General features: G+C 61.7%; 28 protein-coding genes. 11 read left to right on the top strand and 17 right to left on the bottom strand.

The features are described 5' to 3' along the window. Window positions 1-235: 235 nt before the first annotated feature. Window positions 236-1681 (bottom strand): replication-associated recombination protein A, encoded by a 1446-nt coding sequence (locus ACX80E_RS07805; RefSeq protein WP_459301358.1) that lies wholly within the window; start codon window positions 1679-1681, stop codon window positions 236-238. A gap of 32 nt (window positions 1682-1713) precedes the next feature. Between ACX80E_RS07805 and ACX80E_RS07800 the strand changes: the two genes are divergently transcribed. Next, complete coding sequence (locus tag ACX80E_RS07800) at window positions 1714-2319, top strand: acVLRF1 family peptidyl-tRNA hydrolase (RefSeq protein WP_459301357.1); 606 nt, start codon at window positions 1714-1716, stop codon at window positions 2317-2319. Here ACX80E_RS07800 and ACX80E_RS07795 read toward each other — a convergent pair. Continuing rightward, complete coding sequence (locus ACX80E_RS07795) at window positions 2316-2861, bottom strand: YdeI/OmpD-associated family protein (RefSeq protein ID WP_459301356.1); 546 nt, start codon at window positions 2859-2861, stop codon at window positions 2316-2318. The genes ACX80E_RS07800 and ACX80E_RS07795 overlap by 4 nt on opposite strands. 116 nt (window positions 2862-2977) lie before the next feature. Here ACX80E_RS07795 and ACX80E_RS07790 point away from each other — a divergent pair, with 116 nt between their 5' ends. The 3 genes from ACX80E_RS07790 to ACX80E_RS07780 all read left to right on the top strand — a co-directional run bounded on the left by ACX80E_RS07790 (window position 2978) and on the right by ACX80E_RS07780 (window position 4592). Next, entirely contained in the window at window positions 2978-3355 is a 378-nt protein-coding gene (locus ACX80E_RS07790) for a PadR family transcriptional regulator (protein ID WP_459301355.1), read from the top strand. Next, a complete protein-coding gene (locus ACX80E_RS07785; protein ID WP_459301354.1) occupies window positions 3352-3933 on the top strand; it encodes a hypothetical protein in 582 nt (193 codons plus the stop codon). Before ACX80E_RS07790 ends, ACX80E_RS07785 begins: the two co-directional genes overlap by 4 nt. A 302-nt stretch (window positions 3934-4235) precedes the next feature. After that, window positions 4236-4592: a hypothetical protein gene (locus ACX80E_RS07780; protein ID WP_459301353.1), complete on the top strand. Its 357-nt coding sequence runs from the start codon at window positions 4236-4238 to the stop codon at window positions 4590-4592. Window positions 4593-4708: 116 nt separating this feature from the next. Here the strand turns inward: ACX80E_RS07780 and ACX80E_RS07775 are convergent, their stop codons facing one another. After that, window positions 4709-5101, bottom strand: coding sequence for a VOC family protein (locus ACX80E_RS07775; protein ID WP_459301352.1), 393 nt, complete (start codon window positions 5099-5101; stop codon window positions 4709-4711). A gap of 180 nt (window positions 5102-5281) precedes the next feature. Here ACX80E_RS07775 and ACX80E_RS07770 point away from each other — a divergent pair, with 180 nt between their 5' ends. Then, the gene (locus ACX80E_RS07770; RefSeq protein ID WP_459301351.1) at window positions 5282-5476 is read left to right on the top strand and encodes a transposase; all 195 of its coding nucleotides are present in this window, start codon (window positions 5282-5284) and stop codon (window positions 5474-5476) included. Window positions 5477-5532: 56 nt separating this feature from the next. On the opposite strand, the gene ACX80E_RS07765 is transcribed toward ACX80E_RS07770, so the two are convergent. The 5 genes from ACX80E_RS07765 to ACX80E_RS07745 all read right to left on the bottom strand — a co-directional run bounded on the left by ACX80E_RS07765 (window position 5533) and on the right by ACX80E_RS07745 (window position 9118). Continuing rightward, the gene (locus ACX80E_RS07765) at window positions 5533-5796 is read right to left on the bottom strand and encodes a hypothetical protein (protein ID WP_459301350.1); all 264 of its coding nucleotides are present in this window, start codon (window positions 5794-5796) and stop codon (window positions 5533-5535) included. 65 nt (window positions 5797-5861) lie between these two features. Then, the gene (locus ACX80E_RS07760) at window positions 5862-6410 is read right to left on the bottom strand and encodes a dihydrofolate reductase family protein (protein ID WP_459301349.1); all 549 of its coding nucleotides are present in this window, start codon (window positions 6408-6410) and stop codon (window positions 5862-5864) included. A gap of 222 nt (window positions 6411-6632) precedes the next feature. Further along, window positions 6633-7043: a hypothetical protein gene (locus ACX80E_RS07755; protein WP_459301348.1), complete on the bottom strand. Its 411-nt coding sequence runs from the start codon at window positions 7041-7043 to the stop codon at window positions 6633-6635. Between the two features lie 283 nt (window positions 7044-7326). Continuing rightward, window positions 7327-8106: a type 1 glutamine amidotransferase domain-containing protein gene (locus tag ACX80E_RS07750; RefSeq protein ID WP_459301347.1), complete on the bottom strand. Its 780-nt coding sequence runs from the start codon at window positions 8104-8106 to the stop codon at window positions 7327-7329. A gap of 502 nt (window positions 8107-8608) precedes the next feature. After that, window positions 8609-9118 carry a GNAT family N-acetyltransferase gene (locus ACX80E_RS07745; RefSeq protein WP_459301346.1) on the bottom strand — a complete coding sequence of 170 codons (510 nt, stop codon included), beginning with the start codon at window positions 9116-9118 and terminating at the stop codon, window positions 8609-8611. Window positions 9119-9453: 335 nt separating this feature from the next. Here ACX80E_RS07745 and ACX80E_RS07740 point away from each other — a divergent pair, with 335 nt between their 5' ends. Then, entirely contained in the window at window positions 9454-9657 is a 204-nt protein-coding gene (locus ACX80E_RS07740) for a hypothetical protein (RefSeq protein WP_459301345.1), read from the top strand. Window positions 9658-9737: 80 nt separating this feature from the next. On the opposite strand, the gene ACX80E_RS07735 is transcribed toward ACX80E_RS07740, so the two are convergent. Further along, complete coding sequence (locus ACX80E_RS07735) at window positions 9738-10688, bottom strand: helix-turn-helix transcriptional regulator (RefSeq protein ID WP_459301344.1); 951 nt, start codon at window positions 10686-10688, stop codon at window positions 9738-9740. An 89-nt stretch (window positions 10689-10777) separates the two neighbouring features. Here ACX80E_RS07735 and ACX80E_RS07730 point away from each other — a divergent pair, with 89 nt between their 5' ends. Further along, window positions 10778-11143, top strand: coding sequence for a VOC family protein (locus ACX80E_RS07730; protein WP_459301343.1), 366 nt, complete (start codon window positions 10778-10780; stop codon window positions 11141-11143). A 163-nt stretch (window positions 11144-11306) separates the two neighbouring features. Here ACX80E_RS07730 and ACX80E_RS07725 read toward each other — a convergent pair whose 3' ends face one another. Beyond that, on the bottom strand, window positions 11307-12263 hold the full coding sequence (locus tag ACX80E_RS07725; RefSeq protein WP_459301342.1) for a GlxA family transcriptional regulator: 957 nt from the start codon (window positions 12261-12263) through the stop codon (window positions 11307-11309). Between the two features lie 85 nt (window positions 12264-12348). Here ACX80E_RS07725 and ACX80E_RS07720 point away from each other — a divergent pair, with 85 nt between their 5' ends. After that, entirely contained in the window at window positions 12349-12999 is a 651-nt protein-coding gene (locus ACX80E_RS07720; RefSeq protein WP_459301341.1) for a cysteine hydrolase family protein, read from the top strand. Here ACX80E_RS07720 and ACX80E_RS07715 read toward each other — a convergent pair. Next, window positions 12996-14159, bottom strand: a complete 1164-nt coding sequence (locus tag ACX80E_RS07715; protein WP_459301340.1) for an epoxide hydrolase family protein — start codon at window positions 14157-14159, stop codon at window positions 12996-12998. The two genes, ACX80E_RS07720 and ACX80E_RS07715, sit on opposite strands and share 4 nt — an antisense overlap. 62 nt (window positions 14160-14221) lie before the next feature. Here ACX80E_RS07715 and ACX80E_RS07710 point away from each other — a divergent pair, with 62 nt between their 5' ends. Both ACX80E_RS07710 and ACX80E_RS07705 read left to right on the top strand, forming a co-directional pair. After that, window positions 14222-15277 (top strand): helix-turn-helix transcriptional regulator, encoded by a 1056-nt coding sequence (locus ACX80E_RS07710; protein ID WP_459301339.1) that lies wholly within the window; start codon window positions 14222-14224, stop codon window positions 15275-15277. A gap of 5 nt (window positions 15278-15282) precedes the next feature. Next, window positions 15283-15705: a hypothetical protein gene (locus ACX80E_RS07705; protein WP_459301338.1), complete on the top strand. Its 423-nt coding sequence runs from the start codon at window positions 15283-15285 to the stop codon at window positions 15703-15705. A 49-nt stretch (window positions 15706-15754) separates the two neighbouring features. On the opposite strand, the gene ACX80E_RS07700 is transcribed toward ACX80E_RS07705, so the two are convergent. From ACX80E_RS07700 to hisS, 6 genes are all read right to left on the bottom strand, one after another. Continuing rightward, window positions 15755-16195, bottom strand: a complete 441-nt coding sequence (locus ACX80E_RS07700) for a GNAT family N-acetyltransferase (RefSeq protein WP_459301337.1) — start codon at window positions 16193-16195, stop codon at window positions 15755-15757. Window positions 16196-16346: 151 nt separating this feature from the next. Next, window positions 16347-16751 carry a VOC family protein gene (locus tag ACX80E_RS07695; RefSeq protein WP_459301336.1) on the bottom strand — a complete coding sequence of 135 codons (405 nt, stop codon included), beginning with the start codon at window positions 16749-16751 and terminating at the stop codon, window positions 16347-16349. Between the two features lie 125 nt (window positions 16752-16876). Further along, window positions 16877-17893 (bottom strand): Rossmann-fold NAD(P)-binding domain-containing protein, encoded by a 1017-nt coding sequence (locus ACX80E_RS07690; protein WP_459301335.1) that lies wholly within the window; start codon window positions 17891-17893, stop codon window positions 16877-16879. Window positions 17894-17987: 94 nt separating this feature from the next. Then, entirely contained in the window at window positions 17988-18779 is a 792-nt protein-coding gene (locus ACX80E_RS07685; RefSeq protein ID WP_459301334.1) for a GNAT family N-acetyltransferase, read from the bottom strand. A 183-nt stretch (window positions 18780-18962) separates the two neighbouring features. Beyond that, window positions 18963-20762, bottom strand: coding sequence for an aspartate--tRNA ligase (gene aspS / locus ACX80E_RS07680; protein ID WP_459301333.1), 1800 nt, complete (start codon window positions 20760-20762; stop codon window positions 18963-18965). 181 nt (window positions 20763-20943) lie between these two features. After that, window positions 20944-22290: a histidine--tRNA ligase gene (gene hisS / locus ACX80E_RS07675; RefSeq protein ID WP_459301332.1), complete on the bottom strand. Its 1347-nt coding sequence runs from the start codon at window positions 22288-22290 to the stop codon at window positions 20944-20946. Window positions 22291-22525: 235 nt separating this feature from the next. Here hisS and ACX80E_RS07670 point away from each other — a divergent pair, with 235 nt between their 5' ends. Then, window positions 22526-23326, top strand: a complete 801-nt coding sequence (locus ACX80E_RS07670) for a peptidylprolyl isomerase (protein WP_459301331.1) — start codon at window positions 22526-22528, stop codon at window positions 23324-23326. Window positions 23327-23339 lie beyond the last annotated feature (13 nt).

The raw sequence follows: 23339 nt of genomic DNA, 5'->3' as shown, positions 1-23339 counted from the left end.
CCTCCATTGTGGAGAGTTGGGGCTATTGCAACCCATCGCTGCAGCACCTGGGCATGCGCAACAAGTTCGTGAAAGGGCGCGAAGATACGCTACTTATTCAGCAGTGATGTTGTGCATGGAGCCAAGGCTTGCCAGTGCAGCATCAACTCTACCACTTCAGGCTTTGCGCACACGTTGGTGCGCAGCCGTGTCAGCGCGCCGTGTCTGCCCAACGCGGCCGGTCACGGACAGTACTCTAACGTTTGGGCCCTGGTTCGGTGCCGCGAATAATCTCCCGCAGCCGTGCGACGCGGGTGCCAAGGTCGCGCTCATGCCCGTTCGACGTCGGGACGTAGTAGTTGCGGCCCACCAGGTCATCCGGCGGGTATTGCTGGGTGGCGATGGAATGGGGGGCGTCGTGGGCATAACGGTAGCCCTTGCCGTGCCCCAACCCGGCGGACCCCGAGTAGTGGGCGTCGCGCAGCGGCATCGGAACCATGGTTCCCCTGCCGGCGCGCACATCGGCAATGGCCGCGTTGATGCCCAGGTAGGCGGCGTTTGATTTGGGTGCCGTCGCCACATGGACCACAGCTTCGGCCAGGATAATGCGCGCCTCGGGCATGCCAATGAGTGCCACGGCCTGGGCCGCCGCAACAGCTGTCTGCAGGGCTGTGGGATCGGCCATGCCAACATCCTCGGCGGCGGAGATCATGATGCGCCGGCTGATGAAGCGGGGGTCCTCCCCCGCCTCGAGCATGCGTGCCAAGTAGTGCAGCGCGGCGTCCACATCGGAGCCTCGCACTGATTTAATGAACGCGCTGATGATGTCATAGTGCTGATCCCCTGCCCTGTCATAGCGCACGGCGGCGGCATCGATGGCGCGCTCGGCAATGGCCAAGTCAACCACCACCGGGCCGTCCGCATCTTCTAGCATGGTGCCTTCGAGTTCTGACAGCGCAACACCTGCCGCGGCCTCCAGGGTGGTCAGCGCCCGGCGGGCATCGCCGCTGGCCAGCCTCACCAGGTGGTCCATGGCTTCCTGTGTGACTGTGACAAGCCCGTCCAGGCCGCGCGGGTCGGCAATGGCCCGCCCCAGCAGCCCGTGGATGTCGGCGTTCGTCAGCGGCTGAAGGGTCAGCAGAATGGAGCGTGAGAGCAGCGGTGCGACCACCGAAAATGAGGGGTTCTCGGTGGTGGCCGCGATCAACACCACCCACCGGTTTTCCACCCCGGGCAGCAGGGCGTCCTGCTGGGCCTTGTTGAAACGGTGAATCTCATCCAGGAACAGCACTGTAGTGCGCCCGTGCAGATCCCTGTCGGTCAACGCCTGGTCCATGACCCGGCGAACATCCTTCACACCGGCGGTGATGGCTGAAAGTTCCACGAATTTGCGCCCCGGGCCGCGAGCAATCACATGTGCCAGGGTGGTTTTTCCGGTGCCGGGAGGTCCCCACAACATGACGGAGGCGGGCCCTGCCGGACCGCCGGCACCGCCACCGGCTGCCAACATTTGCAGGGGCGAGCCAGGACCCAGCAGGTGCTGCTGGCCGACTACTTCATCAAGGCTGCGCGGGCGCATGCGGACCGCCAGGGGGCTGCGGGGGCGCGCCGTCTGGGCGCTGGTGCCGCTCCCTACGGTGAGGGATCCGGCGTCGTCCGTGTCGTCGTCGCCGTCTTGCGCGCTGCTAAATAGGTCACTCACCCCTCTAGGCTATCCCCCGGTAGTCTTGCTGCGTGAACACCGCAACCCGCACAGCTTTTGTCTCCGCCGCCCGCATGCCCGGTTGGGTGGAGCGGTTTTCTGCCGCCCACGGTGGTGTGGCCCTCCTCGAAGACACGGACGACGGCGTGCGGTTGCGCATGCGCGACGGTGCGGCCGCTCTGCTGGGCGCGCCGTGGCCGGACGACGGACGTCCCGGCCGCGGCACAGATCTGTTGGAGCGGTTGGTGTCAGTGGCTGCGCAGGAACGTCGGGTCGGGATCCTGTTGGCCCGCCGGGGCGGGTTTGCCGTGGGCGTTGCCGCGGCCGGAAAGCTGCTGGCCCACAAAGTGGGCAGTGCCTCGGCACGGTCACGCGGCGGGGATGCGGGTGCTGCTGTGGCTGAACGTACCGCGCAGGAGGCTGCCCGCATCTGGGGCGGTCACAGCTTTGAATACCTGGCCACCGGCGGCGACAAGCAACTGGTGGAATCAGCCTTAACGGTCCCGGCCCTGCGCCAGTACGCAAAGCTGCCCCGGCTTGCACCCTTGGCGGTGGCGGACCCGAAGATGGATGTGCTGACGCGTGCCGCAGCCGACTTTTGTTCCCTTCGAATTCGGATCACCGACGGCACGGATTAGGTGCCCAATTGGCTCAGGATTCGGGCCAGGGCCTTCGCCCGGGACTCTTTCGTGGCGGACTTGAGTAGCGGCAATATCAGCAGGTAACGTTCGGTTTTTCCAAGGCACTCAAAGGCTGCACGGGCCACGTGGTTGCTGTCCAGGGCGGCAGTTAGTTCCGCCGGATCGTCGGCTGTTCGTTGTGATTCGTAAGCTGCCTCCCACCGACCGTCGGCCTTGGCGGCGTCGATCTCTACAAGGCCGGCAGGCCGCATACGCCCGGCAGCTATCAACGCCTCGACTTTTTGCACGTTCACTTGGGACCACGAACTCCTGGCCCGCCGACGCGAGTAGCGCTGGAGAAAGGACTCCTGATCATAGGCTTTGCGTTGACCGTCAATCCAGCCCCAACACAAGCCGACCTCGGCGGCGTCGCCAATGGAAATCAGCTCGATGGCGGCGTGTTTTTTGCCGATCCGCAGCCACGCTTCCGCCGGCTTGTCGTGGTGCTCGGTCAGCCAGGATTCCCATTTGCTTGCATTGGAGAATTCAAGAATTTCCACCACCACACTCCTTGTCAGCTGGCTGAGCACCTGACCCAGCCCCACATTGGATCAGTTTACTGTTCATCATGCGCCAGCTATTAGTCAGTGAGTATTAGTTGTGGCAGACTACCGACATGGACAGCTTTTTCGAACCACACGACCCGCAGCTGCTGCGCGGCGTGTTGCCCATGCTAATTCTTACGTTGTTGGGTGAGCGGGAATCGTACGGTTATGACTTGGTCGAACGCCTGCGAGCCCTGGGACTGGCAGGCCTTGCAACGGGCGCCGTGTACCCCGTGCTCAGCCGCTTTGAGCGTGATGGGTTGCTGACCAGCTACACCCAAAAGTCGCCATCGGGACCGGCCAGAAAGTACTACCTGTTGACCGGGCAAGGTCAGCTGGCCCGGGTTGATGCGGCGCGAAGGTGGCGGGATATTGCGGAGGTGGCCGAGCGTGGCCTCGCCTCCCACGGGGACATCACAGAGCACCCTACGGAACGGAGCAAGCCATGAATTCGGGCCACCATGCACTTGGCGCGGAGCATTCCGGCCAGGCGCAGCAGGAATCAGGAGAACCGAGCAAGCCAGGTAGGCGCGGATTGGGCCATGTAGCGCGGCGAGAATGGTACTTGTTCACGGTGGATCTCTACCTTGACGGAAAGGTCCCCGGCCGCCGTCGCACAGGAATTCTTAGGGATCTGCGCAACAGCATTGATGCCGAATCCGAAATGGGCCCGCCGCAGGACGTGATTGCGGGGCTCGGACCTCCCCGTGAGTTGGCGGCCAGCTATGCCGAAGGCACACCGAGAACGCGTGTCTTGTGGACTGCCGGGGTGGCAGCAGCGATTCTTACGCTCATGGTGTATTGGTTGTTCTCCTGCACGTACGCCCTGGGCATGCTTGCGGTTGCACAGCAGGCGGGCGGGGAATTCCACGCACACTTCATATTTGTGGACGTCATGGCATTCTCCACGGCCGACGGGATTGGAATTGGCTGGAGCGGCAACGCCGCGCTGTGGTTCCCCCTGGCACTGGCTGCGCTTGCCTTCATCGGCGCCGGCAGGGTTTGGCGGCTATTTCGCCGGAGTTGAGTGACAAGGTAACGGGTGGTCATTCGACTACCTCCGCTCCCCTCATTCGCGCACGTGAGTGTCACTAGTCCCGAAGTTACGGGTAAAACAGTGACGCAGTTAGAACGACGGGTTTCGTGTGTGACTTTCAACTTCATTTGGCGGCAAAATCGCAGCTTCGCTTGGCGGTCCTCGCAGCCCCATCTACGGAACCTCCAGCGGGGAGAACTTGCGCGAGCTTATCGGTGCGCTCCACCGGTCCGCACATGCTTGGGATGCTATCGCCACAGCCAGCGGAGCGCATTTGGAAGCAAGACACCGCCATGGTTGGGGCTGTGGCCGCCCTCGCCGAGAACGAGGCGAAAGTCGTAGCCGGCCTCGGCGAGGCCGGGGCGTCCTTAGGTAAAGTGAACCGCCCCTCATTCATGGGCACCCTGATCGGCAAGGCCGCTGCTCTGGAGATCATGGATGACCCCGGCCGCGAACGGCACGTCACAGACTTCCTCACCCTGGCCACGGCCGTAGCGGCACGCGACCTTCGCGGCTTCCGCTATCAGCCGGCATCACGGAACCACCTGGCCAACATGCTAGGGAACCTGGCGACCACGCCACAATGGATGGCCCTGCTACCCGAAGCGACCGACGGCGTTGAACGATTGAGAATGTCACTGCAGGACTGAAACCGGTGGCAGCAAAGCGTCATCCACTGACGCGATCCGCGGCACCAGCAGGGCAACATGAACCTACGCCAGAGCACGTTACGAGCTCAAGACCCATCGTCAGCAGTCAACGTCTATCAGCACCGCATTTCCTCCCGCTTTTCGAGGTCTTGGACGGATTCGGACAGCAGGCAGAACTCGTTGCCTTCTGGATCGCTCAGGACCACCCAGCTGACGTCCGGGCCCTGACCCACGTCGGTCCGCCGCGCACCAAGGGCCAACAGGCGAGCGAGCTCCTCGGCGGTGGATACGCCGTCGGCCCTCAGATCGAAGTGCAGCCGGTTCTTGACAGCCTTACCCTCGGGCACCGCTAAGACGTCGATGGATGGCCAGCTCTGATCCGGCGGCGCGATGCTGAAACCGTCCACGTCCTCATCAACCACCCGCCAACCGAGGACTGCACACCAAAAGTCGGCCACAAGCTGCGGGCGGATGGCATCAATGACAATCACTGCTAGACGACTGGACATGCCACCACCATAGTCCACGCAGTTCAGCCTCGATGGTCTGGGCAAGACCTCCTACGAGGCGTTCGCCAGCTTGAGCGTCCACAGGTACTCATCTCAGCCTTGACCCTCATCCAGGATCGGCAGCGGCTCTCCTCGGGAGGCTCGGGAGGCCTCGATGATGCGATCAACTAACCGCCCACCGTGGAACTCTCCAAGCTCGTGAACTCCCTCAAAGGCGTTTCATCCAGGATGCTCCGTAAGGAATATCCTGGACACATCCGAAAATTCCTTTGGGGCGGACACTCCTGGTCACCCTCCTCCTACGCAGGATCAGCAGGAGGGTCCCCGCTATCCGTCGTCAAGGACTACATCCTGAACCAAAAACGACCAACGTAAACGCCGGGCACGCTCCTCTCGGCCCTAAAGGGCCAGGACTCCGCTGTCACGACAAACTATTGAATAGTTGACCGCACAGCCAGTAGCTCACTCTCGCCGACGGCTTGCCCCACCGCATCCGCCCATTGGTGCTGCGCGTGACGCAACCGCATGAGCGACCCTCGACCGGCGATGGTCGGCTGGAGAAGCTTGGCTCTCTGGTGACGAGGGTTCTCCAGATACTCTGCCCAGCCCTTCTCCACAAGAATGTCCGCACTGCGCTGCGCGCTCTGCCGCGCCAGTCCCAATCCGACGCGACGGGCAACAATCCGGAAGTACATTGAACTGGCGCCAGCATCGCAAGCACACACTGAACGGCCCGGTTCATCGCGCAGGCCGTTTCGGGCTATTTTTTGGGCTCGTATCGCATTGCCACGGCCCCCGAGTTGAACTCCAGCCGGCTCACGAGCTTCAGCTCGACACGCTTCGACAACCCAGCAAACAAAGTAGGCCCGTGACCGACCAGCACTGGATGCACCACGAACTCGTACTCGTCGATCAATCCCAGCTCCGCCAACCTCAGCGGGAGCTTCACACCACCGACGAACAATCCCTGACCCGGTGCTTCCTTCAGCTCCCGAACGGCTGTCTCCAAATCTCCGCGCACCAGCTCCGCGTTCCAATCGACCCTGTCCAGGGTGCTGGAAACGACATACTTCTTGGCCTCGTCGATCGTCCGGGCGAAGGAATCCGTCCAATCAGGGAAAACTTCGGTCCGCCTCTGCGGCCGCCAGGCGGCCTCCATCATGGCGTACGTTACCCGGCCAAAGAGGAGGGCATCGGCCTGGGCGAGGTTCTTCGCGGCGTGACGATGCAACTCTTCGTCTGCGGGCATTACACGGTGATCGCAGCAACCGTCCAATGTGACGTTGATTGAATAGCGCAGTGGTCTCATGAGGCCAGCATACGCCTGGCTTTTTCGCTGACCGGTCAGCGCCCACCCCTCACACGACGGTGCGTCTTCCACCCGCTGGCGCGGGCGCTTTCTATCAGGTGAACTCGCCAAGGAACCCTAGAAGGCACGTGCTCAGGCAGCATTCGGGAAGCGGCGAGAACCCGTCGACGCACGTGCGCGAGAACATCGCGTTGATGATAAAGACAGCGACGGGAACTGTGCTCAGCTAACGGCTTTGCGTAGCAGCTCCACCAGCCGCTTCTGATCAGCGGCGGTCAGTGTTGTCACGGCGTAGGAGCTTGGCCAGAAGTTTCCGTCGTCGAGGTTTGCGTCCTCTTGAAATCCAATGGTGGCGTACCGCGTCTTGAACTTTGCGGCACCTTGGAAGAACACCACCACCTTGCCGTCAGCATTTGTGTAAGCCGGCATGCCGTACCAAGTCTTGGGTGCCAAGGTGGTGTGTTTCTTGACGAGCTGGTGCAGGGTCTCGGCCAGTTCCTTGTCCGTACCCGTCATTTCGGCGATCGCAGCGACGCATGCTGCTTCTAGGTCGGCACCCTGCTTCGCGGCCTTGGCTTCTGCCGCTGCCGCTCGCATTGCGGCCTTTTCCTCTTTGCTGAACGTGGTGTTCATGGTCGGTTCCTCTCAAGAATCTGCTTTGTGAGATCCACTCTAGGCCGAACCGAGAGCGGTCGCTTCTTTGTTCCTGCTCCGTTTACTCGACGTCCGAACAGTTGATGATCGGCGGGAACGGAGGCGAGATTTCTGCACGGCGGGCAGGGCCCCGAGAAAGCAACAGCCAGTACTGAAAACATAGCCGACGCCCTTGACACTCCGAGGTGCGAGCTTGTCAGAAAAGACGCCTGATGGCCGCCCCGTCTTCGGGGCGACCATCAGGTTCACGGCGGTGTTGGTGTTAGTGCTCTGCTGCTGCCGCAGCCTTCCTCTTGGCGTTCTTCTCTGCGTCGTGCTCTGCGCGCAGAGCCTCTGCCTCGTGTTGCTCCTCAGCCTTTTCCTGGTGGATGACCTCAGCGAAGAGTTTTTCCATCTCTTTAGCCACACCGGCGGCCGAGGCCGGGTTCTGGCCAGTCACCAGTCGGCCGTCGACCACGACCTTTTCCTCAAAGACGTCGGCAAAGAGGTGAGTCGCGCCCTGTTCGACAAGCCGGTCCGCGAGGAAGAACGGAATGACCTTGTCCTTCCCTACGGCAGCCTCCTCGTCGTTGGTGAAGGCAGCCACATTCCGGCCCTGGACCAGGTGCAGCCCGTTCTTCAATTGAACGTTCAGCAAGCCTGCGGGTCCGTGGCAGACAGCGCCAACCAAGCCGCCGGCGTTGTAGACGCTGGCCACCAAGTTCTGCAAGCCTTCGCTGTCCGGGAAGTCCCACATGGCGCCGTGGCCTCCCACGAGGTAGACGGCGTCGTACTGGTCGGGATCAACGACGTCGACACGGGCGGTGTTGTAGAGACCGGCGCGCGTGGTCTCGTCTTCCGTGAAAGCCACCTGGATGGGATCTTCCGAGTCCACCACGTCGCGCGGGGGCTGGCCACCCTTAATAGACGCGAAATCAACGAAATGCCCGGAATCCTTGAAGACCTTCCAAGGGTGGGCAGCCTCGCCCACGTTGTAGCCGGTCTTCTCTTCCGTGTTGCCGATCTCGGAAACGCTGGTCAGTACCATGAGGATTTTCTTCATGAAGTGCTCCTTTCGTCCACCTCCCACCCTAGGCGAGTGCCGGACCACCTGCCAGCCCAGTTCATAGTTTCCCGCTTCGATCGACTCTTCTGAGAACCACAGCCGTCTTGTTCGTTGGGTCCGGAGCTGGTCCCCTAAGGGTCGGAATATCGAGCCTTTCGGTGATTGTCCACCGTGTATTCGCGCGGCGGTGGCCGTGATGTCTGGGTTTTTCGAGATCGCGATCGCTGCCGCAATCTCACTGAGCGACCACATGGTAATTGCGCACCCGATCTTTGCTGCTGATCCACGGAGCGACTCCGCGACGAAGACACTACACATTTTCAGCATCTTGGCAAGTGGGCACCGGCAGACGCCTTCTTCGACCAGTCGTTGTTCTTGAAACGCTGTACGGCACCTCGAGCATCCGCTCCGACCTCCATGCGGGGCAGGCTGCCTGAGTCGAGCTCGGCACGACCTTCGCCGCGGGCCCGCAGGGGACGCGCCTACTGTCGTATCTTTTTTACGATTCCCAGCGGATCTCGCCGTTCTCTGTCGTGGGAGTCGGGTGCAGGGCTTGATGCAGTGCCACACCCATGGAGGAATCATGTTCGGGATGTATGTTCGCCACGAAACTATTCACGCCTTGGGATTGTAGCCAGCGCGACATTGTCACGCTGGCTTCAGATGCGATCCCCTGTCCCTGGTGGATTGGTGCAATAACCCAGGCAATATTTGCAACCATCTCTTTCCCGTTCCGTTCTACGGTCGCCTGAACGATTCCCATGGGCACGTTGCTATCTTTTGCTTTTACAACCCAGTTAAACCACCCCTGTAGTTCGTCTGCGGAGTGCCCGATGGCCTGTGCTGTGAATCGGCGTTCTAGCTGCTCAAGTGAGGGAGCCTCGCCGCCCGTATATTCATAAATGGATGCGTCCGCCAGTACATCGACCATTTCTGGCGCATGCTCAACGGAGAGGGGTTCCAGGCGTAGACGATCTGACATGACGGTTTCAATCTTTGGCCAGTTCATTGCTCGATCATGGCATGACTTCTCCCCTGACCGAGTCCGTCGCTCCCCCTTTTTCGACAGGAGGCGCGCGTCCACGCGCCATTGTCGCCGCGGCAACGCAGCTCGCCAGGGAAATACCCACCGATAGCCCGCACGTTCGCCCAGAAGTGCAAGTCCGTTAAGCAGCAGTTGGGGCGAGCCCAATCCACCTCGTGGCCGATCCCCCACCACGCCTTGTGCCAATTGGACCGAACTATTGACATTGACCTTCGTTCCCAGCGACGGTGAACCAACACTGTCAAGGGCAGGGTGGCCCGCCCTTGACTCCCTGAACCTAGTTCTTGCCTGGGGGCAACATGATGACCACACAACAGATGAACAGTATGGCGCTGCGAACGTTCGGGTGGGTTGTGGCGGCAGTTCTTCTGGTGACCGGCGTATGGCTGGGCATCGTCTTGCCGCTATTTGCGATGGCTTTCGGACAGATCATGCCCGGTGCCATTGCTTTGATCGCAGGGATCGGCATCATCGTTGCATTGCGCCGCATCCGCACCGCATAGGTATTTCTGCCCTATTCCGTGATCCTCCGGCCCCTTTCTGGCGTAGTCCGAACGGGATACGTGTGGACCACGATGCCGGTTCAGCGTCCGTACAGCGCCGCCGTGTCAGTGGCAACGTCCCTCATGATCGCCTGCGCTTCTGCGGGCCCCGTGACGTGCAGGTGGACGCCGAATTGCAAGAGCTGACGCACAGCTTCGATTTGGTCATAGATCACTGTTATCTCGACTGTGTCGGGGCCCAACGGCTTGCTACTGGCGAGCCGCGAGCCCAGAATTCTTTGAGCGAGGTCAAGCCGGTCCTTCGAGAGCGTCGCGGTGATCCTGACGACGCCCCGGCTCTGCACCGTCGTACTCAATTCACGGCTGACGCTGGCAAGTGTTGCCTCCGGACGAAGGAGCCTGTCCTCTGGAAGAACTTCCCAGCGCTCAAGCCGTTGCAACAAATACAGTCGAGGCACGCCAGACGCGTCAGCTACCAGGTACCAACGGCCGGCCTTCGCGAGGAGACCGTACGGGTCCACGGTGTTCCATGAACTCGCCCCTTCGGCACTTCTGCGGTAGTGAATCCGCAAACGCTTACCCGGCTGCAGGGCTCTGGCGAGCTCGGCGACCCCGGCGGCGCCTTGCACCGGGCTAAACCACGGGGTGTTGTCAACCACCACCAATTGGGACAACGGCAACTGTGGCCGAGGGCGCAGCGCCTGACGAGACGCAAGCTTCCGCTGGGCGCTGAGCATCAGTGATTCGACGCCAAGTTGGCGTCTTTGCTCGGGATCGAGCCCCAGTAGTTTCAGGGTCTCGACGTCGGTGGGACTCAGCTTGGACACATCCAACTGCGACCCTGGCAGCAGCACTATGCCACCGTACCGACCGCGCTCGGCGAACACAGGTACGCCCGCGTCCGCCAGAGCCACGACGTCGCGCAATACCGTTCTGACCGACACTCCCAGCTCCTCGGCCAGCTCAACCGCCGTCATCTGGTGGTGGATCTGGAGTAGCAGCATCATTGAAAGCAGGCGTTGAGACTTCATCTCCCCATTATCGGTGGATACAAGACAAGGGCTGTCATGTATTGATGGCACGCTTGGCCTACCAGACGCCATCAACTAAGGAGATCATCATGGCAACGCCGAACTTGTTCCTCATCTACGTCACCGATATCGAGCGCGCCACACGTTTCTACAGCGAGCTATTCGAAATGGAACCCATCACCGTCACTCCGCGATACGTCCCCTTCGAGGTGGCCCCGGGGGTACTCTTCGCCTTATGGTCCGGCCGCGCTGGCACAGTCACGCCGACGACTCCGCGCACCAGCGAGGTGGGGCTGATGCTGCCGGGGGCAGCGACCGGAGTCAATGACTGCTTCACCGTGTGGAAGGCCAAGGGGGCTACCGTCGTCGAGGAGCCCTACGACGACGTGTTCGGGCGCACTTTCGTGGTCACCGACCCGGAGGGCAACCTAATCCGTGTCTCACCCATCGACTAAGCAGCGGCGTAAGACGACACCGGTGGACTAGCTCCGCGCATTGGTTACTCCGGGTCTGGCGCTTGCCCAGTTAGCTGCTTGCCCATCAGCACACGATTCCGTGCCCGCCGTGCTTTGGCGCCGTGGCAATGTCTGAACAGATGGAACGGCATGCGGTAGGTGTCTAGTTTCGCATCTGGAAGGCCTTGCGGTATTCCAATGGCGCAACGCCTTTGAGGGCACGGAATCGCTGGCGAAAAGATACCGGCGACGCGTATCCGACGGCATCGGCAATCTCAGCTATGGACGCATCGCTTGCTTCCAGCAGTTGACTGGCTTCGTCGATGCGCCAATTCAATACCCATTGATGGGGGCTCGTTCCGGTTTCGGCCATGAATCGTCGAACGAAAGTTCGCTCGGACATGCACGCATTTTTGGCAAACTCCGCCACCGTCCACGGCTGGCGGGGGTCGTTCGCCAGCAACTGGCGAACCACGTCCAAGGCGTCCCCGTCGGGTGCTTTCACAGTCACCGGAGAACGAACAAATTGTGCTTGCCCACCCGTCCGATGGGGTGCCATGACCATTGATCTGGATACCGTCGTCGCCACGTGACCGCCGCATAGCAACCGGATGAGGTGGATGCTTAGGTCGATTCCGGCAGCAACGCCGGCGGATGTCCATACGCGGTTGCCGCCCACAAAGAGCACCGATGGATCAACCTGGACTGCGGGGTACCGTGCAGCCAAGGTGCTGGCCAATCCCCAGTGGGTTGTTGCGGTCCCACCATCCAATAGGCCGGTTTCCGCCAGGACGAACGCCCCCGAGCACAGCGATGCGACGACGGCGCCACGCCGGTGCGCTTCTGTGATCACGCGCAGATACTTGGCTTCAGGCATTAGGCCGACGTCGCCCAGGCCGGGGATGAGGACGACGTCGGCCATCTCAGCCCACGCCAAAGGTGCGTCCGGGGCACAATGAGCCCCTTCGGTGAGTGGCACAGGCCCCGGCTCGTCGGAGCAGCGGCGCAGTTCAATGGCGAGGGGCGGCGAAGAAAGACGTTCGGGCGCCCACGTTTCGGTGATGACGGCAATGTCAAAGAGCCGGGCACCAGGCAAGAGGAGAAGTGCGACGGAAAGCATCGCTTCAGCATATGGCGGAAAACCATCGGACAATGTCATAGCTGCCACTCACGGGTGTTGAACAACCCCGGGCAGAGTGGTAACCATGAATACATCTGACCGCGGTACTCCTAGTCATACAAGCCCCTCCCAAGCCTCACAGCAGACATCGCCGTCTGAAAAACGTGAACTTCGCATGGCACCCAATCCGGCACTCATCGTGATCGATGTGCAACAGACCTTTGATGATCACGCCTACTGGGGAGAACGAGACAACCCCGATGCTGAAGAAAACACCCGTCGCTTAGTCGAGTTCTGGCAGAACCACGGGCTTCCTCTTGTCATGGTGACGCACACGTCCTCGCGGCTCGAATCGACGTTTCACCCGGGACGGATCAGTTCACAACTAAAACCATTCTTAGCTGACATCACACCAACGCTAGCTGTCACGAAAACGGTCAACTCCGCCTTCTACGGCTCGCCCGACCTTGCCGCATGGCTCACCGCTAGCGGAATCGAACAGCTCGTCCTCTGCGGAATACAAACCAACATGTGCGTCGAAACAACTGCACGGATGTCCGGCAACCTTGGCTTCCACACCGTTGTGGCCATCGACGCCTGCCACACCTTTGACCTGCAAGGCCCAGACGGGTCGGTTACGAAAGCAGCAGACTTATCGAAAACCACAGCAACCAATCTGTTTGGTGGGGAATTTGCCAACGTCGAAACGTCCCAAGCCATCATGGACAGCTTCTAGCGCAACCTGCCGCGTAGAAACTCCCGCAGGTCGTCGATGAATAGTCCCGGTTCTTCGAGTGCAGCGAAGTGACCGCCGCGGTTTTCGATGTCGCGCCAGCGGACGATCGTGTTCTCCTGGCTTGATAGTGAACGGATGCCGACGTCGTGCGCGAACTGGATGGCCGCCGTCGGCACTCCAGAATTTGCCGGCGGGGCGCCCCAAGGATTCTGGGCGTACCCGACGTAAGCGGCCGATCCGCCGCTGGCGGTGAACCAGTACAGCGAGGCGTTGGCCAAGATCCATTCGCATCCGAGGATCTTGTCAGGCAGTGTCTCCAGTGGCCACGTCCAAGCCCGGAATTTATCGAGCATCCAGGCCAATTGGGCCACGGGCGAGTCGGCGAGGGCGATTCCGACGAGGCCCGGCCGGGTGGACTGGATGGCAATGTAACCGTACTCCTCGATCATAAACCTGCCAATGCGCGCCATCCGGTCCTGATCCAGCGGGCTCATCGCAGCACGGGCATCCCCGCCAATGTTTCCGGGGAAGCCGAGTGCCCCGTTGACGTGCACTCCAATCACACGCTCGGGTGCGACCCGGGCTACCTCTGGCGAGATGGTGGCACCGAGGTCGCCACCTTGTACTGCGAAGCGTCCGTAGCCGAGACGATCCATCAGTTCGACCCATGTTGTGGCGATCCGTGCGGTGGTCCACCCGGAACCGTGGAGCGGGGTCGAGAACCCAAAACCCGGTAGTGAAGGGATGATCAGGTGAACGGCGTCCGCCCGGCTCCCCCCGTGGGACTCGGGGTCGGTGAGCGGGCCGATGACGTGCAGGAATTCAAGAAACGACCCGGGCCAGCCATGGGTGAGGAGCACCGGCGTCGCATCCGCCACGGCGGAGCGTACATGGGCGAAGTGGATCCGCTGACCGCCGATGTCCGTTGTGAACTGGGGAATTTCGTTCAAGCGGGATTCGAAGTCTCGCCAATTGAAGTCCTCGCTCCAGGCGCTGACGAGTTCCCGGAGATATCCTCTGGGGATGCCCGTGTCCCAGTCGTCTCCGGGCAGCGGGGCGGGCAGCCGGGTCGCCCGAAGGCGGGATGCTAGATCGTCGATGTCTGATTGCGGGATGTTGACGCGGAAGGGAGTAATGCTTGTCTCATGTGGGGTGTTCATGAGAACACTCTTGCAGGCAAGGCGGACAGCTCTTGTCCTACTCATCGGGGATGATGGACTCCATGTGGGATACATCTGGACGGCTACTGCGACTACTGGCGCTCTTGCAGCGACGGCGCGACTGGAACGCCGAGCAGCTTGCCGTTGAACTCGAGGTGACTCCACGGACCGTGCGGCGGGACATTGGCCGATTGCGAGAGCTCGGCTACCCCGTCACGACCATGCTGGGTGCCGGCGGCGGCTATCAACTCGAGGCCGGGGCGACACTGCCACCCCTCATGTTCGACGCCGACGAGGCCGTCGCCGTGTTGGTCTCCCTCCGGGACATGGTGGCCAACACTGGCACTGCCCCTGGCGCTGCCGAGGGCGCCTTGAGCGCGTACGACAAACTGCACCGAGTCATGCCACCCCGGTTACGACCCGTCGTCGAGGCGTTCCTGGCCCACACCAGCAGCCTTGATCTGGGGACAGTAGTCGGCGGACCGGATGAAATGGTCAATATCACCACGCTCGCGCTCCTCGCTCGCGCGTGCCGGGACCGCCGACAGATCGTGTGCCAGTACCGCCGCTTTTCCGGTGAGACCGGAGCCCGTCAGCTCGAACCGTTGCATCTCGTGCACACGATGGGCCACTGGTATCTCCTGGCATACAGTCTCGAGTCTGCCAGCTGGCGCACCTTCCGCGTCGACCGGATCAGCGAGGCGGCGATCACGAACAAGCCCAGCTACCCGCGGAACCCTCCAGCCGAAGACCTACACGATTATGTGACGGCGCAATTGGCGAACGGATGGCGGCAGGTGACCGGGACCGTCCGTATGCATGCCCCACGCGCCATGGTCGCCCCGTGGATCCAGCCAGTCTGGGGAACTGTCACCGAGGAGACTGCCAGTACTTGCATTGTGAACGCGGGTGCCGACAGCTACCAGGCCATGGCCAGATGGCTGTTGCTCATCGACGTCCGCCTCACAGTGCTGGAGCCAGCCGAACTCCGCACCGCATTCGCGGACCTCGCGGCGGCCATGGCACGCATCGCCGCAGACAACCCAGCCGGGGATCGTGCCCCGCGTGGGACTGATGCTGTAGCCTCGAGTGAAATCGACACTGGGGGAAAACAGTGAAACGTGTGTCACTTCCGCTCGCTGCCGCGGCCGGCATTGCAGTTCTTATCCTGAGTGGCTGTTCAGGGCAGGCCGGGCTCAAGGCACTGGACCGCGCCGCTACACCTGAAGACAAAATGCCTGCCATCGTCTCCTTGCCGGAGGGAGTGAACAGTGACAGTATTCGCCTTCTCACCACCAAGGACGGCGTGCGGTACTTTGCCGCGCAAAGCGACGATGCCAGAACGGCGTGCGTGGCTGTAGTCCCTACTGATGTCGCCGGTTCGCACGTAGGTTGCGGCAACGGTGCCGGCTCTGGAGAGATTGTGACGGTTTCGGGCATGAGCGGCGCATTCACAACGAGGCTTCTAGCGGATGGCTCGGATACTGGAAAGCTGGAATCGGGCTGGACCAAGGTCACGGACAACATTCTCGTCATTGATCGTTAACAATTCACCAATTCCGATGACTTTTCAGGCCGCTGCGAGGCGACAAACGTTAGATCTGCTTGACCATTTCTAGTTCGAGTTTCGTGGGGTCTAGATTGTAGGCCACGGTTTGACCGGTGGTTGCATACCCTCGACGTTCGTAGTACTTCCTTGCGCGAGCGTTGTCTTCGTGTACATGAAGGGATAGCCGGCTGCTTTCGGTGCGGGCCCAGTCTTCCACTGTGGCCAACAGGGCATCTGTCAAGCCCAGCCGACGCCCGCGAAACTCTGGAACTACGTATACGCCCACAAGCAAGGTGTCCGTGTCCGGATCGGGTACGAACCCACCCATCGTCCCTATCCAGAGTCCGGCGTCGGAGATCGCTGCAATGGCAATGGCAATGCCGTTCTCGGCAGTGCCGCGGTTCCCGCGGATCCGCCACTCGGTCTCGTCGTGACTGCGCGCTTGCTGAAGTGTTTCAGTGTAGGCCGTGGGGCTATCGCGGATCATTTTCAGCCGCAGATCACGGATCTCAGGCCAGTCGGCGGCAACCGTTCATCGTATCGAAAACGCAGGTGTATTCACGTTCGGAAGTCTAGTTCTCGACGTGGATACTCGATTGTCACCGACAGGCGTGGGGCGGAGGGGGAACTGTCTTGGATCATGTGCTGGCGACGAGTTCGATTTCGAAGCCGTCAGAGTTCATTAGGTAGGCAGCGTAATGCTCGGGGCCCCCTGCGTGGGGATATTGATCCGCAAAGAGAGGTTGCCAGCCGTGGAGCTGGCTGTCCGCCAACAACGCATCAACCCGTTGTTCACTTCCAGCATGAAATGCCAGGTGATTCATTCCCGGGGCGGTTCTCTGATGCTCTCTGCCGGTCAGCGCCGGCGACTCCTCAACAACAATATAGGTGGGCCCTCGCCGCCAGCTGGTTCCCTGAGCCCAATTCTGGTCGGGCGAGTATCCCAAACGAGTGAGGATCCATCCCCATTCGTCCTTGGCGCGTTCAAGGCTTGGCACCCACAGCTCGACATGGTGCAGGGCACCCACTGATTCTTCGTCCACCTCACAAGTCTCACACACCCAAGCATCCGAGAAACGGCCCGGAGAACAGGTGGAATCCCGTTGTTGCTTCAACACATCCACGCCCGGTCGGCCAAACCCTGAGTGGTCGTTGTGGGCACCGCATTTCAGGATCCGTGTACTCGTCTGAATGCTGCCAGGAGTTGGGCTTCGTCACCGGACGAAAGTCCGGCTCGTCGAGGTCTGTCGATGCCGGCGCTTCGCTCCCAGGCGAGGGTGTCTATGAGTGTTTCTTCCAGGGATCGCAGCGTGAGGCCGGCAGCTTTGGCACGTTGGTTGCTTCTGGCATTCATCCCGTGCCAGCTCGGATCCTCGAGCCAGAGAGGCAGTGATTTCTCACCTGCCCACTCGGCGACCCCGTGTTGGCGGAGCCAATCGGGCGCCGCGACGACAAGTGGCCCAGTATGACCGGAGATTTGGCGGGCAATAGCCAAGTGCTTATCGAACATGCGGACGTCACCGGTGGCGTTGAAGACACCATGAAGCTGCGCCGTCGTTGACCTCACAAGCCACGCTGCGAGGTCGCGCACGTCAATGACGCTGGTTGGCAGGTTGGGGGCAAATGGTGCCAGAACTGACTTCTCAAGTGTGGATGGGTGGGCAAATCGTAGCGGCCAATACCCAGTCCGGCCGAAAATGTCGCCGGGGCCGCCAATGAGCCCGATGCGCACGATCATGGAACGGTCAGACCCGAAACCTTCGACAACAGCTTGCTCACAGGCAACCTTCGCCTCACCGTAGGTCTTCATCGTTTCCATGACGTCGCCGTCGAGCGGATTCAGAAGCGAAGCATCCTCGTCTTGGCCGATCCGGCCCTGGTCGGCGTATACATTCCCTGAGGAGATGAAGATGTACGTTTGAGCCGACAGCTGCAGCTCGCGTACTGCACGCCTGACCTGTCCCGGTTGGCGGGAGACATCAATGACAGCATCCCATGGTCCATCGGCGACTTCGCCGAGGGCGTTGGCCTCGTCCCGGTTCGCCCGGACAAAGGTGACTCCCGGGGCCACGTCCCCGGATTCACCACGAGCAAGGCACGTCACCTCGTCACCATTGTCAACAAACTGTTCCGCAACTTCGCGGCTGAGCCACGCGGTGCCTCCGAGGATCAATATCCGTGTCATGACGCCAGTCAAGCCGAGCGCGACGACGCACGCCACACTATTCGCAGCCAGCTGAATGAACGGGCGCCAGGGAAGACCAGAGGAACCCGGTCAGTCAGCAGGCGATGGGTGCCCGGCGCAGCGGTGCCTGGCGGTAGTGGTATCTGCCCATCTGACGGAATCCGGCACGCTCGTACAGTGCTTGCGCTCCGGTGTTCGCGGCGGTCACCAGCAGCCACGACTGGGCGGCACCTCGCTCACGTGCCGCGTCAAGGAGCTGGCGGACGATTGCTGCGGCAACGCCTTGGCGCCGACACTCCGGATGAACACTCATGCAATAAATCCCGCCCCAACCATTGACTACCGTCAACCGCCCGGTTCCCACCACTGCGCCGTCGGGATTCAACGCTGAGGCGTACAGGGAGGGGACCCCGGTGAGGATCTCATGGGCCACCTCACGTGCGGCCGCCCCTCCCCTGCCCTCGATCCGCCACCACAGCTCCATCCACGCATCTGACGGCGCATCGGTCACCGTCAGCGTGATGCCCTCCGGCACGGGAACGGCCTCGGCCGCGTTGTTGGCCGCAGCCATGATGAGGGTCTCAGACTGACGGGAGTACCGTTCCCGATCCAGCAACCGTTCCAGCGAATCGTTTTCCGGGCGCCGCGTCACTTGAAATATGACTGGCTGGCGTCGCGCGGCATACCAGCCGGCGGTCAGCCGTAGAGCCTCGTCAAGATCGGCCGGGGGCCGCCGTGGCCACGCCGAGTTGGCCCGCTGGGTGACAGAGCCGGCCGACCGCAGCACCCAAGCGTCACCATCTACTACCTCCGGCGCGGGCCAGGCCGCATTCATCAACCGTTCGAGGGTGTCCAGGATCGGGTTCTCGGCTGCGGGGCTTTTCATCGCTTTATCGTAGCGGCACGTGGAGTGTCCGACGTCGTCCGGGAAGTTCCCAAGCTAGCTCACGTCATCGCCGGACTCACCATTGCGGGGTGATATCTCCCCGCACTTCGTGAGCGTGCAGCTGATGCGACTTCAGAGGCCGGAAGTCGCATCAGCTGCACACTCGATACACAAGGTGCCGAACTACTTAGCTCCGGCCTTCACCTCAACCTTGGACTCAGGCTTGGCTTCCGGCTTGAAGTCAACGCCGGCTTCCCTGCGCTGCTGCGCCGTGATGGGGGCTGGCGCCTGAGTCAACGGGTCGTAGCCGCCGCCGGACTTCGGGAACGCAATGACGTCGCGGATGGAATCCACGCCGGCCAGCAGGGACACTGCGCGGTCCCAACCAATGGCAATGCCGCCGTGCGGCGGGGCGCCGAACTTGAAGCCCTCCAGCAGGAAGCCGAATTTGGTCTGCGCGGACTCCTTGTCCAGGCCCATGAGCTCAAACACGCGTTCCTGCACGTCGCTGCGGTGGATACGGATGGAACCGCCACCGATTTCGTTGCCGTTGCACACGATGTCGTAGGCGTAGGACAGCGCGTTTTCCGGGTCGGTGTCGAAGGTGTCCATGAACTCGGGCTTGGGCGAAGTGAATGCATGGTGCACAGCTGTCCACTTGCCGGCGCCAACAGCAACGTCACCGGAGGCAACGGCGTCGGACGCTGGCTCAAACATGGGTGCGTCAACAATCCACACGAACGCCCAGTCGGCCGGGTTGATCAAGCCGGTGCGGTGGCCGATCTCAACGCGGGCTGCACCCAGGAGTGCGCGTGCGGGGGAAACTTCCCCGGCGGCGAAGAAGATGCAGTCGCCGATCTTGGCACCAACGGCGTCGGCCAGGCCGGCACGCTCGGTGTCTGTCAGGTTCTTGGCAACCGGACCAGTCAGTTCGCCCTCTTCCTTGACCAGTACGTAGGCCAGGCCCTTGGCGCCGCGCTGCTTGGCCCATTCCTGCCAAGCATCGAGCTGGCGGCGAGGCTGTGAAGCGCCACCGGGCATGACCACTGCGCCAACGTAGGGAGCCTTGAACACGCCGAACTCGGTGTCCTTGAAGAACTCGGTCATCTCGGTTAATTCCAGCCCGAAGCGCAGGTCAGGCTTGTCCGAGCCGAAGCGGGCCATGGCGTCGCGGTACGTCATGCGCTGGATGGGCATTGGGATTTCGACGTCGATCAGCTTCCACAGGGCCGAGACAACCTTCTCGCCCAAGGCGATGATGTCATCTTGGTCAACGAAGCTGGCCTCGATGTCCAGCTGCGTGAATTCCGGCTGGCGGTCCGCACGGAAATCCTCGTCGCGGTAGCAGCGGGCAATCTGGTAGTACTTCTCAAAGCCGCCCACCTGCAGCAACTGCTTGAACAGCTGAGGGGATTGCGGCAGTGCGTACCAGGAACCCGGCGCCAAACGTGCAGGAACCACGAAGTCGCGGGCCCCTTCAGGGGTGGAACGGGTCAGCGTGGGGGTTTCAATCTCAATGTAGCCCTGCTCGTGCAACAGTTCGCGGGCCACACGGTTGGCCTCCGAGCGCAGGCGCAGGTTGCGCTGCATGGCTGGGCGGCGCAGGTCCAGGTAGCGGTGCTTCAGGCGCGCTTCCTCGCCAACCTCAACGTGCTCGTCCACCTGGAACGGCAGCGGTGCGGCCTCGTTGAGGACCACGACGGCATCCGCCATGACTTCAATCTCACCTGTTGCCAGTGCCGGGTTCTCGTTGCCCTCGGGGCGGCGGGAAACAGTTCCAGTGATCTGCAAAACGAATTCGTTGCGCAGTGAATGGAACACATCCTCTTCTCGTACCACAATCTGCGACACGCCCGAGGCGTCACGCAGATCAAGGAAAGCCACACCACCATGATCTCGACGGCGAGCAACCCACCCCGAAAGTGTGACGGTTTGGCCAATATGTTCGGCCCGCAAGGAGCCTAGGTCATGTGTGCGCAGCACAGCATTCCTTTCAATGGTGGTGAACGGCCCGCGATTGGCGGCCGGAGAAAGAGTTTGTCTAAGAGTTTACCGTGGACTGCTGCATCCCCGCCCCGACGATCTGTGTGACAGTTGTTGCATTGGAAAGCGCTTTCTCAGCCCGATTCGGTCCAACAACTGCCACAGATGCGAGGAGGGTGAGTTACGCGACGACGATTTGCGGCGTCAGGTCCTTGGCCGGTGGCATCCAGGCGGCGGGATCTGCCGTTACTTGCTCCCCGGAACGGATGTCCTTGACCTGGTGGGCACCGGACTCGTCGGTGAACCAGACGTAAGGAATCCCACGCTTGTCGGCGTATTTGATCTGCTTGCCGAACTTGTCCGCCTTGGCGGCAACCTCCGTGGCGATGCCGCGGGCACGCAAGGCTGTCGCCACGTCCTGGGCATCAGACCAGCTGTCCTCATCCACCAAGGTGACAAGCACGGCTGTGGGGACACTGCGGGAGGCCTTGGCGAATTCCTGGCTGAGGATCCGGGCCACCAAGCGGGTCACACCAATGGAGAGGCCGACGCCGGGGAACTTGCGGTTGCCCTTGGACGCCAGTGCGTCATAACGTCCGCCGGAGCAGATGGAGCCCAGCGCCTCGTGGCCCACCAGGACTGTCTCGTAGACGGTTCCTGTGTAGTAGTCCAAACCGCGGGCAATGGACAGGTCGGCGACCACCGAGCCCGGGGCGCTCTTCACGGCCGCGGCAATGACCTGCTCCAGTTCGTTCAGGCCTTCCTCCATGAGCTCGTTGGTGACGCCCAAGGCGCGCACAGCGGCCACGAAGGAGGTGTCCTCGGTGCGGATGGAGGCCAGGGCAAGGGCCTTGGCGGCTTGTTCGTCGGTGGCGCCAAGTTCGTTCTTGAGCAACGTGGCCACGGCTTCCGCGCCAATTTTTTCCAACTTGTCAATGCTGCGCAGCACGCCGGCAGTGTCGGTCAGCCCGATCCCCCGGTAGAAACCTTCAGCCAACTTGCGGTTGTTGATCCGCAGCTTGAAGGCGGGAATGGGCAGGGCGGACAGCGCCTCGGCAATCACCAGCGCAAGTTCCACGTCGTAACGGAAGGGAAGTTCGCCGTCGGCCACTACATCAATATCGGCTTGGGTGAACTCACGGGCCCGCCCCTCCTGGGGACGCTCGCCACGCCAAACCTTCTGGATCTGGTAGCGGCGGAACGGGAAGGACAGGTAGCCGGCGTTCTCCACCACGTACCGGGCGAAGGGCACTGTCAAATCAAAGTGCAGGGCCAGCTGGTTGGGGTCGGCCTTGGCAGCGGCGGCCGCGTTCCCGTCGTCGTCCTGCAGGCGGGAGAGCGCGTACACCTCTTTATCAATCTCGCCCTTGCGCAGGAGTTGGCCCACAGTCTCCACCGCCCGGGTCTCAACGGAGCTGAACCCGTGGAGTTCAAAGGTGCGGCGCAGCGTGTCCAACACATGCTGTTCCACCAACCGTTCCTCGGGAAGCCACTCGGGAAAACCGGACAAGGAGGCGTTGCGTGCCATGGGTAATGCTCTCCTAACATGCGCCACAGTGCAGGTTCATTCACGCAAGTGGCGGGGCGGGTATACGTAACGGTGTGTGCTTGGCCCTGTCATGCTCGCAGCTTTGCGGCAAATACATGAGTAAACTGACACCGAATGCCATTTTATAAGGTTTGACACTCCACCCCTAACCTACCCCCGCCACGCTCACACGGCGCGGGTGAACATACCGCTCGCACAAGAAGGAGAGGCACAGTTGGCCAACAACCATAAGTCCAGCCGCGAAGCCAAGGCACGCGTCGCACGCATGGAAGCCAACCAGGCCCTGCACCGGGAGCAACTCCAACGCCGCCAGCGCGACAACTGGATCGCAGCCGTCGCCATTGCAGTAACCCTCATGGTTGCCATCGTGTTGGCGTTGACTGTGTTTGCCCCCAAAGACAGTGCCTCCGCGGATCCGGAACCGACGCCCACAGCGACGGCCACCCCCTCGGCAGCGCCGACAACCGCTGCACCCGTGAAGACCAACAGCCCCACGGTTCCCAAGGCTGACACGGCCAAGGGCAAAACCTTCACGGGTTCGCTGAGCCTCAATGGGCAGCCTGTTGGCGTGAGCGTGGACGGCACCAAGGCCCCTCAGGCGGCGGCAGTGTTCAAGTCCTTAGCTGATACTGATTTCTTGACGGGCAAAAGCTGCCACCGACTCGCCGACGCTGAAAACTTCGGCGTGTTGCAGTGCGGTTCACTCAAGGGCGACGGCCAGGGCGATCCCAGCTACCAGTGGGGTCCTGTGGAGAACACTCCGGCCGATGGCAAATACCCTGCCGGCACCATTGCCGTGGCCCGCGCCAACACCACGTACTCCAACGGCACCCAGTTCTTCATCACCTTCAAGGACACCGTCCTGCCCCAGGACACCGGCGGCTACACAATAGTCGGCAAGGTCACCAGCGGCCTAGACGTAGTGAGCGCAATTGCTGCCGGCGGGATCGACGGCGACGCCACCGACGGCACCCCCAAGACCAAGGTGACGATAGACTCGTTCAAGCTTGACTAGATTTCATCAGGCC

Source organism: Arthrobacter sp. TMN-49 (assembly GCF_054511095.1).
This window is presented reverse-complemented; position numbering and strand designations above follow the sequence as displayed.